Source organism: Sorangium sp. So ce834 (assembly GCF_051521425.1).
Lineage (GTDB): Bacteria > Myxococcota_A > Polyangia > Polyangiales > Polyangiaceae > Sorangium > Sorangium cellulosum_D.
Genome location: NZ_CP150351.1, coordinates 12,033,953 through 12,046,882 on the forward strand (window position 1 = coordinate 12,033,953; position 12,930 = coordinate 12,046,882).

The window sequence follows — 12,930 nt, forward strand, 5'->3', positions numbered from 1 at the left end:
ATGGCGCGCCTCAATTTTGGCCCAGGACACCCCGGCGGGGTACCCGTCGGGCCATGCGCGAGATGCGTCAGTGGATCGCCGTCGGTGCAGCCGTGGGGCTCGTGGCGGTGACCCTCCCCATGCTGCGCGAGCACGACGTCCAGCTCGGAGGGCTGCTCGCCAAGAAGACGACCGCCGGCGGGCCGAAGATCACGCGGACCGTGACGCCGCCGCCGCTCACGGACCTCGACCTCACGCGCATCGACGACCGGCGGAGCCCGCCGACGGCGCCGGCGCACGGCGGCCGCGTCGCGGAGCTGACCCTCGATCCGATGTACCAGCGCGCGGCGATCGGCTTCCTGCGGGCCGGCCAGGTCCCGGAGGGCGCGGTCGTGATGACCGATATCCGCACCGGGAAGGTGCTCGTCTGGGCGAGCTACGTGCACGAAGGCGCGCTGCACGACGTCGCCGCGGAGGCCACCGCGCCGTCGGCGAGCGTCTTCAAGATCGTGACGGGCACCGCCCTCGTCGAGGCCGGCCTGAGCCCGAACACGAAGCAGTGTTACTCGGGCGGCGAGCACTCGATCCGGCCGGCCGACATGATCGACAACAAGCGGCGCGACAAGTACTGCGCGACGCTCGCGCAGGCGATGGGCCGCAGCATCAACACGGTGTTCGCGCGGCTCGCCGCCAAGAACCTCGATCACGAGAAGCTCGGCGCCGTGGCCGCGAAGCTCGGCTGGGGGCAGGATATGCCGTTCGACGTGAACGTCGCGACGAGCACGATCTCGCTGCCGGAGGACGAGCTCGGCTTCGCGCGCACGGCGGCGGGCTTCTGGAACACGACGCTGTCGCCGTTCCAGGGGGCGAACCTGGCGACCACCCTCGCCAACGGGGGCGAGATGATCCGGCTCCACGTCGTGTCGAGCGTCAAGGACGAGGTCGGCGAGATCTACCAGGGCGTGAGCGAGCGGCAGGTGCTCAAGCGCGTGATGGACGAGAGCACGGCGAGCGCGGTGACCACGATGATGGAGGCGACGGTGGATAACGGGACGAGCTACCGCTCGTTCCACGACCGCAACGGCCGCGCCTACCTCCCGGATATCCGCGTCGCTGGCAAGACGGGGACGCTCACGAAGCCGACGCCCGAAGGGCCCTTCTACACCTGGTTCGTCGGCTTCGCCCCGAGCCGCAAGCCGGAGGTCGCGATCTCGGTGATGGTCGCCAACGGCGCGAAATGGCGCGTGAAAGCGACCAACGTCGCGTGCGACATGCTCCGCACCTACTTCGCGGACAAGGGCGCGCCCGGCGTGACCGATCCGAACAACCGGACCGGCTCGACCGCTCGGCGATGACGCACGCCCGGGCCGGCCGCCGAGCCGCGGCGCGAAAGGCCCGGGTGCGACGCGCTGCGCGGCGTCGCGCGGCTCGGCGCAGCAGCGTACGGGCATGGCGGAAGCGTCCGGACCGAGCCGACTCGGCCGGAAACGCTGGCCGAGCCGGGCCGCGCGTCAGGCAGACCACGCGTAGGCTGCGTAACCCCGCCGCGTCACCGAGCGCGTTCGTCAGGATTCCGCCCTGGCCGCGATCCAACGGTCCGGCGATGATGACGCGCGCGAGCGATGGGCCTGCTCGACGGCTGCCAGGTTTGCAGGACCATTGTACGCCCGCGGCAGCGATCGATTTATAGAACTTTTCCGCCGGGGCCGGCCCCGCTACCACCTGCTCGCCGTCCGCGGCGCGCAGGTCCGGGCCGCTCCGATGCAACCGGACACCCTGGGCCAGGGTGGGACCTAGTTGCGAGAGGTGCTGCTTGTGCAGCTTGTGCTCGGCCGAGATCTGCGTGCTAGCATCTCTGTTGTGCAGGTTGTGCTCCGCAAGCTCGGCCGGGGATCGCGCGCAGTCGTTGGCCGGCTCGTCCGTGCACCACGGAAAGGCTCGGTCATCGTCATCGAGTTCTCCGACGGAATGCATGAATACGTGACGACGCCAGTCAAGCGCGTGTTGCGTCTCGCCGGGCGGGAGGTCTTCTACATAGAGACCGTGAACTCCCGGTACCGCCTCGAGGTCCGCGGCCGCGAGGTCGCGCTGGACGGCGCGGTCGGCGGCTGAGCGCTGCCGGGCCGCGCGGCTCCCGCGCCTGACGTGCACGACGTGCCGACGTGCTGACGTAACAACGCGCAATTCCCCAACAAATCGCGCAGATCCCGCAGGCGGTGGCCCGCAAGCGGGCGGCCTGGCCGGGCGTCGCACTGTACGCGCGTCTAGCGCGAGAACTGCGTTTCGGAGCGCATTGCCCCTTGCGCTTCCATGCGCTCTTGGGCAGAGTCCCGCTCCCTTTGAGGGGCCCCGCGGTAGGCCATCCACCGGTGCAGGATGGGGCTCGCCTGGCGAGCTGTCGTCACGATGCCGCGCCCGTGCCCCCGACCGTGAGGAGATTGAAGCCATGGGCAAGCGCGATCGTCGCCAGTCGATGAAGATGAGGCGCCGCAAGGCGCAGGCTGCAAAGAAGGAGCGCGCCAAGCGCAGCAAGCTGTCGCGGGCCACGACGGAGGTCGCCGGCAAGGCGAAGAAGCCCCGCGCCCCCAAGAGCGCCGCCGCTCCCGCGACCCCTGCCCCGGCTTCCTGACGGTGCACGGCCGGTCCGCCGGCCGCGCGCTGGCTCCATCCCGCGAAACGGTCACGACATTCCCCGAGATCGCACCTGCCGGCGCGTGATGGCGCCGGCGCGATCGCGGCGACCGACGCGATCGCCGCGATCGCGCCCGCCGGCGCCGTGAGGGCGCTGGCGCGGTCCGCTGCGTAGCCTCGCGCCGCCCGGTTCAGCGGCGGCGTTCACTCGTCACGAATGACGCGCGTGTGAAGGCTCAGGCCGGGTCGCCGGCCCGGGTCGCTCGCGCTCGCCGCCTCGCCGGCCGGCTTCTCCTTGGGCGGGGGCTCGCCGAGCAGGCCAGTGTCGCCGTCTCTTCGCTCCTCGCCGACCAGCTCCCAGTGGCCTCGCTCGTCGCGCCAGCGCTGCGCGATCCGGGTGGTGCGGACCGTGGCCTCGTCGTGCCGCAGCCAGAGGACCTCGAGGTAGACCTCGGCCTCGTCGCGCTGGGTCATCTCGAAGCCGCCGAACTCCACGTCGACGACCCGGAGGCGGGGGCCCCAATCGGCGTGCCGGCGCATGAAGTCCTCCCGCGCCCTCGATCCGACGCGCTCGAGCGCGACATCCATGCGGCCGAACCGGGCCGCCGTGTTCATCTCGAGCGCCGCTTCGGTGAGGCGCTGGGAGTTGCTCGGGGCGATGCCGCAGCCGGCGAGGACGGCGACGCTCAGGGCGAGGAGGGCGCGCATGGCCGACCACCGTGGGCGAAGGGGCCGGCGCGGGCAAAGTTTCCGGCGGCGCGGGGCGCTCAGAACGAGTTCGTCGCGACGAAGTAGAGCTGGCCGCCCGGGATCGCGAGCGGGCTCAGGCCGACCGCGTACCCGAAGCGCAGCTGCGAAGAGAGGACGTACCCGGTCGTCAGGCTCAGCCACACCTCGCCGCCGATCGAGGTGTGCAGCTGGGGCGAGTAGAGCAGGCTCCCCTGCGTGAAGAGCGCGAGGTCGTCCGTCTCGAAGCGGTTGAATGCGCCGCCGTGGTCGAGGAAGAGGCTCGCGTCGATGCGGCGCAGGTAGAGCGGCAGCGTCGAGAGGCCGCGATCGGGCTCGAGGACGGGCACGCGGTACTCGAGCGTCTGCGAGAAATACGCGCGGCCGGCCATCACGCCCGGCGCGTAGCCGCGGAGCGTGAACGAGCTATTCGTGACCCCGGTGAGCAGCGTGTCGATGAGCGTGAGGTTCTCGAGATCGTACCCGCCGACCGCGTAGGCGGCGCCCCGAGGGAAGTTGCCGCCGGAGACCGCCCCGGCGACGCGGAAGGCGAGGGTGTGGTCGCCAGGCCAGGGCATCGCGACGTAGGCGCTGAGCGAGGTCGAGAACGCGTAGGTCGTATAGCTGCTGCCCGTCTCCGGGCCGGCGTAATCGAGGCCCGCGTTGAGCGAGATCCCGCGCGGCGCGCCGGACGCCTCGATCGAGCCCTCGGCGTTCGAGAACGCATAGCCGACGTGCGCGAGGTTCAGCGTGCCCTGCGGCGGGAGGATGGTCCGCGGCGCGTACGGGTCGAGCTTGCTGCCGATGGGGAGCTGCCCCTTGAAGGCGACGCTGCTGAACGACGCGCTCAGGTTCTGCCGTGAGAACTCGCCGCGGATCGGGTAGCTGACGCCCGAGACGACGCCGATCGATCGCTCGTCGTAGGCGACGTAGCGGCCGTTGATGCGGTAGCCGCTGCGCGGCGTCATGGCGTAGTACGCGCGGACGCCGAGGTCGATGGGCAGCCGCCCGTAGGTGTACCCGACGAGGACGGTCGGGGCCGGCGCGTCCGGCTGCACGGTGAGCTCGCCGAAGACCGAGTGACGACCGACGATGTCCGAGCCGGTCACGCTCACCGTCAGCGCGTTCGACCCGTAGCTCCCGGGCGCGTAGTCGAGCGTGATCGCGCGCGGCGCGAGCGTCGGAAGCGGGTTGTACGGGGAGCGCTCGAGCCGCACCGCCGCGGGCGCGGTCGGGGGATCGGGGCGATCGGTCGGGGGCGGCGGCGCCGGGAGGAAGCGCGCCGGATCGAGCGGCATGACGAAGAGGTCGTGGCCGCGGGACGTATATCCGACATAGACAAGCGTCTTGCCGTCGGGGCTGATCGCCGGATGGAAGGCCCCGAGTCTCACGTTGGTGACCTGCCGCAGTGTGCCGGTCGAGAGCGCGTACGCGTAGACGTTGTGGATGCCGGTGCGGTCCGAGGTGAAATAGAGCGTCTCGCCGTCGGGCGACCAGACGGGGCTCATGTCGGTCGCGCGATCGCGCGTCACCTCACGGAAGCTGCCGGTGGCGACGTCGACCACGCGGATGTCGCGGTAGCCGCCGGCGGTCCAGGCGCTGTAGGCGAGGCGCTTGCCGTCGGGAGAGAACGACGGGGAGTAGGCCTGCTCGAAGCGGGCGCTCGGCACGAGATCGCGCCGCTCCGAGAGGGCGCCGTCCCGCGAGAGCCGCGCGATCTCGAGGTAGCGGGTGCCCTTGCTGTTGAGCGAGAAGGCGACGAGATCGCCGGTCGGGCTCACGTCCGGGGCCGAGGATCGGAGGCCGCGCGTCAGCGGGCGGCGCGAGGGCTCGTCGCCGTCGGGCGCCTCCTCGCCGCGCGGGAGGAAGACCAGGTCGTCCCGGTAGTACTGATTGCGCCACGGCATGCGCGCCGCGAAGATCATGTCGCCGGCCGGCGTGAACGCCGGTCGCGAGGCCGTGTTGGTGCGCGCGACCAGCGCTTCCTTGCGCTCGGTCCCGGGCGCGGGCGCGGCGAGCGAGAGGCGGTAGATGCCGGGGCGCTCGCGGCCGTCGTCGCGGAAGTAGACGATCTCGTCCGCGGACGTCCGACGCCCGACGGGCGGAACGAACCGCGGGTAATAAACGGTGCGGCCGTGGTGCGTGAGCCGCGCGCCTTCGCGGAGGCCGCGCGCCTCGACGGCCGCCACCTGCTCCCGGTAGAGCCGGCGGAGGTGGTCCTTCCAGCCCTCGTACAGCTCGACGTAGGTCTTGCCGGTGACGCGGCGGATGGCGCGGTTGATCCCCCACGGGACGAGCGACGCGCCGTAGTCGGCGGAGACGGCGCGCATCGTGTTCGGCCCGTAGACGTCGAGGATCCAGCCTAAGAACCTCGATCCGTAGAGGTACCAGAGGGTGCCCTGCGGCCAGCGGAACGGGGAGCTCGAGATCTGATCGAGCCCCGCGATGTTGTCCTCGAGCACGTCGGCGCGCAGGTACATGTCGAACATGGTCGAGCGCATCCGGCCGCCGCTCGTGTGGTTGCTCTCGCTCACGACGGCGAGCCCCTCGATGATCCACCGCGGCTGCACCTGGTTCGGCGAGAACGACTTGCCCACGATCGCGTTCAGGATCGCGGGGATGCCCGAGGTGTTGTCGATGTGCGCGATGTGCGTGAACTCGTGCGTGAGCAGGTCGAGGTACCAGTCGTCGTAGTCGCCGAGCGTCGACATGTCCTCGGGCCCCGACGCGAGGAGGTGGATCGCGTTGTACGGGAGCGTGCCGGCCGATCCGTTCGCGATCTCCGAGTCGTCGGTGATCACGATCTCGGTGCGGCCCCGCGGGGCGTAGCCGAGCGCGCCCTCGACGCGCCCGTAGATCGTCTCGGCGAGCGAGGCGATGCGCGCCGCGATGGGCTCGAGGCCCTGCGGGTGGTGCACCCGGAAGTGGTCGGTCTCGTAGGTCCAGAACGCGATATCAGGGTCGCCGGTCGCCCGGGCGGGCCGCGGCGCGAGGAGCAGCAGCGCCGCGAGGGCGACGGCGGAGAGGACGGAGGCGGCGCGGTGGAGCGGCCGGCTCGCCCGCGAGCCGGAGCGCGAGAAGAAACGGTTCACCAGGATCGAGGCGGCGTGGCGGCGTCAGAGGTCGTCGTAGAAGAGCGGCTCCCTGTTGCGCGTGAACCGGGAAACGAGCTGGCGGCCCTCCGCCGAGATCTGCGTGATCCGGGCGCCGAAGCCCGGCTCGGCCGAGTCCTTCGAGCCGCCGGCCTCGCGCGTCCACCGGACCGCGGCCAGCGCGGTGAACTCGTAGTCGCCCGGCAGGCGGACACGCAAGGTCACGACGGCGCCGATCGGCGGGATCTTGTAGGTCGCGACGAAGATGCCCCCGTGCTCGATGACGTCGTTGCCAGCGAGCCCCTTGTAAAAGTTCGACGGGGTCAGAGCGCCTAGCTCGACGTCGACGACGGCGGCGGGCGCGCGGTTGTCGGCCGACGGCTGTGCGGCCTGGGGCGGCGGCGCTCGGCGCGCGTCCGCAGCCGGCTGAGGCGCGGCGGGGTACGCGTGCGGGGCCGGCGCATGCCGCGACGGCTGCGGCGAGGGCAGCGTCTGCTGGAGGTGCGGAGAAGCGGCCGCCGCGACGGGCGCAGGGGCGGCCACCGCGACCGGCGGCGGCGCAGCGACCGGGACGGGCGCACGGGCCGCTGCGACGGGTGCAGGCGCAGCTGCCGGGACCGGGACGGGCGCAGGCGCAACCGCGACGGGCGCAGGCGCAACCGCGACGGGCGCAGGCGCAACCGCGACGGGCGAAGGCGCAACCGCGACGGGCGCAGGCGCAACCGCGACGGGCGCAGGCGCAACCGCGACGGGCGCAGGCGCCGCCGCGACGGGCGCAGGCGCCGCCGCCGCGGGCGCCGCCGGCTGCGCGGTTGCCGCGGCCTGTGCCCTGCTCAGCGCGTGCACCTTGCTCAGCGAGGAGGCGACGTGCTCCATCAAGACGTCGATCACCGGATCGGCCACCGTGATCCTCTGCAGGCGGTTCAAGACGTCGCGCACGTGGCCGAGCGCGATCTCGCTGCCATCGAGGGTCTGTCCCCCGGAGCGCTCGATGCGGTGCATGATGCCCATCGCCTGCGCGATCGGCTCGGCGAGCGCCTCGACCTCCGGCGACACGCCGTTCGACTGGAGCGCATTGAGCGCCGCTGCGAGCAGTTCGCGGGCGCTTTTCGCAAGCTGCGCGGGTTCCGACATGAATCCTCCGAAGGGCGCATCCTACGCGGTCGCGCGCGCGTAGGCTCAGGATTCGATGGCCCGCGCGCCGGCCAGGCGACCCCGCCGGCGCCGCGGCCGGCCGAAGAGCGCGCCCGGGCCGGCCGTCACCCGCTCGGTGCGCCCGACGCCACGAGCGCCGCGAGCTCGCCCGCCGATGCCGGCTCGCCGTCGATCTCCCCCTCCAGCAGCGCGACGGCCGTGTCGCCGGTCCTCACGAGGACCACCCCGCCCTGCGCCACCGCCTCGCCCGGCGCGAGCGCCCCCGGGAAGATCGGCGCCGGCGCGGCCCGCAGGACGATGACGCAGGCGCCCTCGATCTCGGTCCACGCCCCCGGCGCCGGCGCGAGGGCGCGGATGTGCCGGAGCACGCGCTCCGTCGGCCACGACCAGCAGATCGCGCACGCCTCGTCGTCCGGCGCGGGCGCCTGCGTCGCGAGCGCCGGATCCTGGGCGACGCCCGCCACCGCCTCGCCGGCCGCGAACCGGGCGACCGTGCGTCGCAGCACGCGCAGGCTCGGCCGGTCCAGCGCGCGGGCGAGCTGCCACGCGGTCCACGCCGGGTCGATCGGGAGCCGCTCCTGGTCGAGGATGTCGCCGGTGTCGTACTCCGCCTCGATCCGGTGCGCCGTGACGCCGCTCTCGGCGTCGCCCGAGGCGATCGCCCAGTAGGTGGGATCCGGCCCGCGATGGCGCGGGAGCAGCGAGGGGTGCACGCCGATCCCGCCGAGCCGCGCCGCCCGCACGAGCGACATCGGCAGGCGCGTGGTCCAGAACCAGCTGACCAGGAGGTCGGGCGCGAGCGCCTCGACGCGCGACCTGAGCTCGGGCCGCTCGACGGCGGGGCGCAGGAGGAGGCGCTCGCCGAAGAGGCGGCGGGCGCGGCGGAGCCCCACCGCGTCCGCGCGGCTGATCGCGGCGAGCGCGATGTCGTGGCCGTCGCCGTGGAGCAGCAGCGCGGCCAGCGGGAGGCCGAAAAAGGCGACCCGGAGGGGGCGCTCGCCCGGGCGTCGGCCGAAAAGTTTTCCGTGTCCGAGCAGGCTGATAGGTGAAGGGTCCGATGGCGGCGCCCCCTCCGCAAGGCTCATTTCGTCCGGCGCTCCGGCCCGGCCACCGCTACGACGCGTCCGCCGCGCGCCGACCGATCCTCGTCTTCGAGGACGTATATAAGTCGTACCGCGCGGATCAGCCGGTGCTCCGGGGGATGTCGCTCGCGATCGAGCGGGGCGAGTTCGTGTTCATCACCGGCCCGAGCGGCTCGGGCAAGAGCACGCTCCTCCGGCTCGTGCACCGCACCGAGCGCGTCGACGACGGCCGGATCCTGTTCCTCGGCCGGGACATCGCGCGCCTGACCGACGCGTCGATCCCCGCGCTCCGGCGCAACATCGGCTTCGTGTTCCAGGATTTCAAGCTGGTCCCGAGCTGGACGGTGTTCGACAACGTCGCGATCACGCTCGAGGTCCTCGGCCTGCCGTCGCGCCTGCTCCGGACCCGGGTCGGCGAGGCGCTCGAGCGCGTCGGCCTGTCGGGGCGCGGCGGCGACCGGGCGCAGGTGCTGAGCGGCGGCGAGCAGCAGCGCGTCTCGATCGCGCGCGCGATCGTCGGGGAGCCGACGCTGATCCTGGCAGACGAGCCGACGGGCAACCTCGACCCGCAGCTCGCCATCGATCTGCTCGGGCTGTTCGAGGACATCCACGAGACCGGCACGACGGTCCTGTTCGCGACGCACGATCGGACGCTGCTCGACGTGCGCCCGCGGCGCGTGGTGGTGCTCGACGACGGCAAGGCGACGGACGTGCCGCAAGGCCTCGGCTCCGGCGGCGAGCTCGTCGGCGACGACGGCGACGGCGGCGAGGACGAGATGGACAGCGGCGTGCGCGGCGCGGCGTAGCGCCGAGGGCTCCGGCTCAGGCTCCGGGGATGGAAGAGGGAACGGGATGCAGACGAGCGAGCGTGACGATCGGCGGAGATGGCTTCGCACCTGGCGGGCCGGGAGGAGCGACTGGCGCCTGCAGGCGCTGTCGATCTTCTCGCTCGCGGTCGCGTTCGTCTGCCTCGCGTCGGCCCTCCTCGTGGTCACGAACCTCATGGCCGTGCGCGATCGCTGGTCGCGCGCGGGCCGCGCCACGATCTACCTGCGCGACAGCGCGACCGACGCGGAGACCGCGGAGCTCACCCGCGCGCTCGAGGGCACGGAGGGGGTCAAGAAGGTCCGCCTGGTGACGAGCGCCGAGGCGCGCCGCGAGGTGGTGCACGACGACGGCGACAAGGCGCTCGCCGCGCTGCCGCCGAGCGCGTTCCCCGCGTCCCTCGAGGTCGGCTTCACCGAGGAGATCTCCGACGAGGCGCTCGCGTCGATGACCGTGAAGCTGCGCGCCCTGCCGGCCGTGGACACGGTGGAGACCTACCAGCGCTGGACGGAGCGGCTCTCGTCGCTCCTCGGCGGCGGCGTGGCCGCGAGCACCTGCCTCGCGGCGATCGTCCTCTGCGCCGTCGTCAGCGTCATCGGCTCGACGATGCGCCTCCTCTTGCACCGCCGGAAGATCGAGGTGGAGGTGCTGAAGCTGGTCGGCGCGACCGACGGCTTCGTGCGCCGGCCGTTCATCGTCGAGGGCGCGACGCAGGGCGCGGCCGGCGCGGCCGGCGCGCTCCTCATGCTCGGCGCGCTGTTCCTGATGGTGCGGGGCCGCTTCGATCACGAGCTCGCCAACCTGCTCGGCGTCTCGCCGTCGTTCCTGCCCTGGGAGGTCGTGCTCGGCATGGTCGCCCTCGGCGCCGCCCTCGGCGCCGCCACCGCGCTGCTCACGCTGCGCAAGATGGTGGCGGTGTGAGGCGCCGCGCCCGGCTCGCGCCGATCGCGCTGGCGCTCTTGACCGGCGCGGCGACCAGCGGCGCCGCGGTCCCGGCGGCCGACGCCCCGTCGTCGCCCCGGGCGTCCCAGGCGGCGCCGGCGGCGCGCCCGAGCTCCGCGCTGGCGGAGAACGATCTCGATCGGCTGCTCGCGAAGCTCGACGCCGAGGAGAAGGCGCTGCGCGCGGAGCTCGACTCCATCGGCCCCGCGCTCGAGCTCACCCGCCGCCGGATGGTCGCGCGCGGCCGTGCGTACTACCGCCACGTCCGCGCCGGCTTCCTCCCGGTGGGCGGCGGGTTCGACGCGCTGGTCGACCACGCCGCCCGCGTGGAGCGCACCCGGCTCGCGCTCGAGCGCGATCTCGCCCGCGAGGCCGAGCTGACCCGGCGCAGCGCCGAGCTCGCGGATCGGCTCACGCACCTCGGCGCGGAGCGCGCGCCGCTCGAGGTGCACCGCGAGGCGATGAACCGCGCGCGGGTCGCGCTGGCCCAGGAGGAGGAGCGCCGCGCCGCGTTCTCGCGCGCGTTCGAGACGAGCGTGCGCCCCGACTACCTCGCGATCTACGGCGCCGACACCGGCCCCGCCGAGCTCGATCGGCGCGCCGGCTTCCGCTCGCTCCTCGGGCGGCTCCCCTTCCCCATCGCCGGCCGCGCCGAGGTGCGCAAGGTGTCGCGCCGCGGCGCCGGCGGGCCCGGCGTCGAGCTCACCGCGCTCTCCGGCGCGCCGGTCCGCAGCGTGGCCGCGGGGCGGGTCGCCTTCGCCGACACCTACGCGGATTACGGGCTCACCGTGATCGTCGATCACGGCGAGCGGCACTACTCGGTGTACGCGAACCTCGGCGCCGCCGACGTGCGCGCCGGCGATCAGGTCGCAGGCGGGGCGCGGGTGGGCACGGTCGGGAGCGGGCCGGACGGCGCGAAGCTCTACTTCGAGCTCCGGCGCGGCGCCGAGGTGATCGACCCGGGCCCCTGGTTCGGGATGTAGCGCGCAGGACCGTAGGACCGCAGGGCGCCTCGCCCGCCGCGAGGCGCCCGTGCGTCGCCCGAGTTGTGCTAAGGCGGCCCTCGTGAATCGCCCTGACGGCCGCGCCCTCGACGTCCACCGCCCGGTGGAGATGATCCTCGGGTTCCACCGCAACGCGGAGGGGTCCGTCCTCTACCGCGCCGGGAGGACGGTCGTGCTCTGCACGGCGTCGGTCGAGCCCACCGTGCCCGCGTGGATGATCGGCAAGGGGGCGGGCTGGCTCACGGCCGAGTACCAGATGCACCCGCGCTCGAGCCCGACCCGGAGGGAGCCGCGCGACGGGCGGGGCAAGGCCCCGAGCGGGCGCACGCAGGAGATCCAGCGGCTCATCGGGCGCGCGCTCCGCGCGGCGATCGACATGAAGCAGCTCGGCGAGCAGACGATCGCGATCGACTGCGACATCCTCGAGGCGGACGGGGGCACGCGGACCGCGTCGATCACCGCCGGGTTCGTGGCGCTCGCGCTGGCGCTCGACCGGATGCGCGCGGCCGGGTCGCTCAAGGGGCCGGCGCTCCGCGATCAGGTGGCGGCGATCAGCGTGGGCCACCTCCCGGGCGGGCTCGCCCTGGACCTCGTCTACACGGAGGACAGCGCGGCGCGCGTCGACATGAACGTCGTGGCGACCGCGGTCGGCGCGATCGTCGAGGTCCAGGCGACCGCCGAGGACGAGGCCATCCCCCGGACGGAGCTCGACCGCATGATCGACCTCGCGCTCGCGGGCGTTGCGTCGCTCGCGAGCGCGCAGCACCGCGCGCTGAGCGACGCCGGCGTCGACCTCGCGGCGCTGTTCCAGACCGATCACTGGAGGGTCGCGTGAGCCGGGAGCCGCTCTGCCTGCTCGCCGCGACCTCGAACCGGGGCAAGCTCGCGGAGCTGCGATCGCTGCTCGCCGATCTCCCGATCGAGGTGCGCTCGCTGGCCGAGGTGCTGCCGGACGCGCCGCCGGTGGTCGAGGACGGCGCGACGTTCCTGGAGAACGCGCTCCTCAAGGTGCGCGCCGGGGCGCTCCGGTCGAGCCTGGTGACGCTCGCCGAGGACTCGGGGCTCGAGGTGGACGCGCTCGGCGGCCGGCCGGGCGTGCGGTCCGCCCGCTTCGCCGGCGAGCACGCGACCGACGCGGAGAACAACGCGGCGCTGCTCGCGGCGCTCGCGGACGTGCCGGACGGCCAGCGTCGAGCGCGCTTCCGCTGCGTGATGGTCCTGCTCGATCCGCGGTCCGCGGAGCAACCCGTCGTCACCGAAGGGCGCTGCGAGGGGTGGATCGCCAGGCAGCCCACGGGCTCGGGCGGCTTCGGCTACGACCCGCTGTTCGTCGTGGAAGCGTACGGACGGACGATGGCCGAGCTCGGCGAGGCCGAGAAGAACCGCGTGAGCCACCGCGGCGAGGCGGCGCAGGCGATGCGCTCCGCGCTGGAGGCGCTGATCGCGCGGCGGTAGGCCGGCGCGACGCCGTCGGGACGCCCCGACGGCGTTGAC

General features: G+C 73.3%; 12 protein-coding genes. 8 read left to right on the forward strand and 4 right to left on the reverse strand.

Annotation, left to right across the window (positions count from 1 at the left end; genetic code table 11):
* Positions 1 to 53 precede the first annotated feature (53 nt).
* From WMF20_RS44265 to WMF20_RS44275, 3 genes are all read left to right on the forward strand, one after another.
* Positions 54 to 1,334 (forward strand): penicillin-binding transpeptidase domain-containing protein, encoded by a 1,281-nt coding sequence (locus WMF20_RS44265; RefSeq protein ID WP_437607802.1) that lies wholly within the window; start codon positions 54 to 56, stop codon positions 1,332 to 1,334.
* A gap of 460 nt (positions 1,335 to 1,794) precedes the next feature.
* Positions 1,795 to 2,091, forward strand: coding sequence for a hypothetical protein (locus WMF20_RS44270; protein ID WP_148314458.1), 297 nt, complete (start codon positions 1,795 to 1,797; stop codon positions 2,089 to 2,091).
* Between the two features lie 334 nt (positions 2,092 to 2,425).
* Positions 2,426 to 2,608, forward strand: a complete 183-nt coding sequence (locus WMF20_RS44275) for a hypothetical protein (RefSeq protein WP_020740990.1) — start codon at positions 2,426 to 2,428, stop codon at positions 2,606 to 2,608.
* A 206-nt stretch (positions 2,609 to 2,814) separates the two neighbouring features.
* Here the strand turns inward: WMF20_RS44275 and WMF20_RS44280 are convergent, their stop codons facing one another.
* From WMF20_RS44280 to WMF20_RS44295, 4 genes are all read right to left on the reverse strand, one after another.
* Positions 2,815 to 3,318 (reverse strand): hypothetical protein, encoded by a 504-nt coding sequence (locus WMF20_RS44280; RefSeq protein WP_437607803.1) that lies wholly within the window; start codon positions 3,316 to 3,318, stop codon positions 2,815 to 2,817.
* Positions 3,319 to 3,377: 59 nt separating this feature from the next.
* Positions 3,378 to 6,428: a BamA/TamA family outer membrane protein gene (locus tag WMF20_RS44285; protein WP_437607804.1), complete on the reverse strand. Its 3,051-nt coding sequence runs from the start codon at positions 6,426 to 6,428 to the stop codon at positions 3,378 to 3,380.
* Positions 6,429 to 6,452: 24 nt separating this feature from the next.
* The gene (locus WMF20_RS44290; protein WP_437607806.1) at positions 6,453 to 7,562 is read right to left on the reverse strand and encodes a hypothetical protein; all 1,110 of its coding nucleotides are present in this window, start codon (positions 7,560 to 7,562) and stop codon (positions 6,453 to 6,455) included.
* A 125-nt stretch (positions 7,563 to 7,687) separates the two neighbouring features.
* Complete coding sequence (locus tag WMF20_RS44295) at positions 7,688 to 8,668, reverse strand: methionyl-tRNA formyltransferase (RefSeq protein ID WP_437607808.1); 981 nt, start codon at positions 8,666 to 8,668, stop codon at positions 7,688 to 7,690.
* Here WMF20_RS44295 and WMF20_RS44300 point away from each other — a divergent pair.
* From WMF20_RS44300 to rdgB, 5 genes are all read left to right on the forward strand, one after another.
* Complete coding sequence (locus WMF20_RS44300; protein ID WP_437607809.1) at positions 8,641 to 9,471, forward strand: cell division ATP-binding protein FtsE; 831 nt, start codon at positions 8,641 to 8,643, stop codon at positions 9,469 to 9,471. The two genes, WMF20_RS44295 and WMF20_RS44300, sit on opposite strands and share 28 nt — an antisense overlap.
* Positions 9,472 to 9,517: 46 nt before the next feature.
* Positions 9,518 to 10,411, forward strand: coding sequence for a cell division protein FtsX (locus tag WMF20_RS44305; RefSeq protein ID WP_129579889.1), 894 nt, complete (start codon positions 9,518 to 9,520; stop codon positions 10,409 to 10,411).
* A complete protein-coding gene (locus tag WMF20_RS44310; protein WP_437607811.1) occupies positions 10,408 to 11,415 on the forward strand; it encodes a murein hydrolase activator EnvC family protein in 1,008 nt (335 codons plus the stop codon). The genes WMF20_RS44305 and WMF20_RS44310 overlap by 4 nt, the downstream gene beginning before the upstream one ends.
* 82 nt (positions 11,416 to 11,497) lie before the next feature.
* Positions 11,498 to 12,271, forward strand: a complete 774-nt coding sequence (gene rph / locus WMF20_RS44315) for a ribonuclease PH (protein WP_061622322.1) — start codon at positions 11,498 to 11,500, stop codon at positions 12,269 to 12,271.
* Positions 12,268 to 12,891 carry an RdgB/HAM1 family non-canonical purine NTP pyrophosphatase gene (gene rdgB, locus WMF20_RS44320; RefSeq protein WP_129579891.1) on the forward strand — a complete coding sequence of 208 codons (624 nt, stop codon included), beginning with the start codon at positions 12,268 to 12,270 and terminating at the stop codon, positions 12,889 to 12,891. The genes rph and rdgB overlap by 4 nt, the downstream gene beginning before the upstream one ends.
* The last annotated feature ends 39 nt before the right edge of the window (positions 12,892 to 12,930 follow it).

Excerpts from the sequence above, each read along its gene's own strand:
- WMF20_RS44265 (WP_437607802.1), top strand. The coding sequence starts at position 54 with ATGCGCGAGATGCGTCAGTGGATCGCCGTCGGTGCAGCCGTGGGGCTC.
- WMF20_RS44275 (WP_020740990.1), top strand. The coding sequence starts at position 2,426 with ATGGGCAAGCGCGATCGTCGCCAGTCGATGAAGATGAGGCGCCGCAAG.
- WMF20_RS44280 (WP_437607803.1), bottom strand. The coding sequence starts at position 3,318 with ATGCGCGCCCTCCTCGCCCTGAGCGTCGCCGTCCTCGCCGGCTGCGGC.
- WMF20_RS44290 (WP_437607806.1), bottom strand. The coding sequence starts at position 7,562 with ATGTCGGAACCCGCGCAGCTTGCGAAAAGCGCCCGCGAACTGCTCGCA.
- WMF20_RS44300 (WP_437607809.1), top strand. The coding sequence starts at position 8,641 with ATGGCGGCGCCCCCTCCGCAAGGCTCATTTCGTCCGGCGCTCCGGCCC.
- WMF20_RS44295 (WP_437607808.1), bottom strand. The coding sequence starts at position 8,668 with ATGAGCCTTGCGGAGGGGGCGCCGCCATCGGACCCTTCACCTATCAGC.
- WMF20_RS44305 (WP_129579889.1), top strand. The coding sequence starts at position 9,518 with ATGCAGACGAGCGAGCGTGACGATCGGCGGAGATGGCTTCGCACCTGG.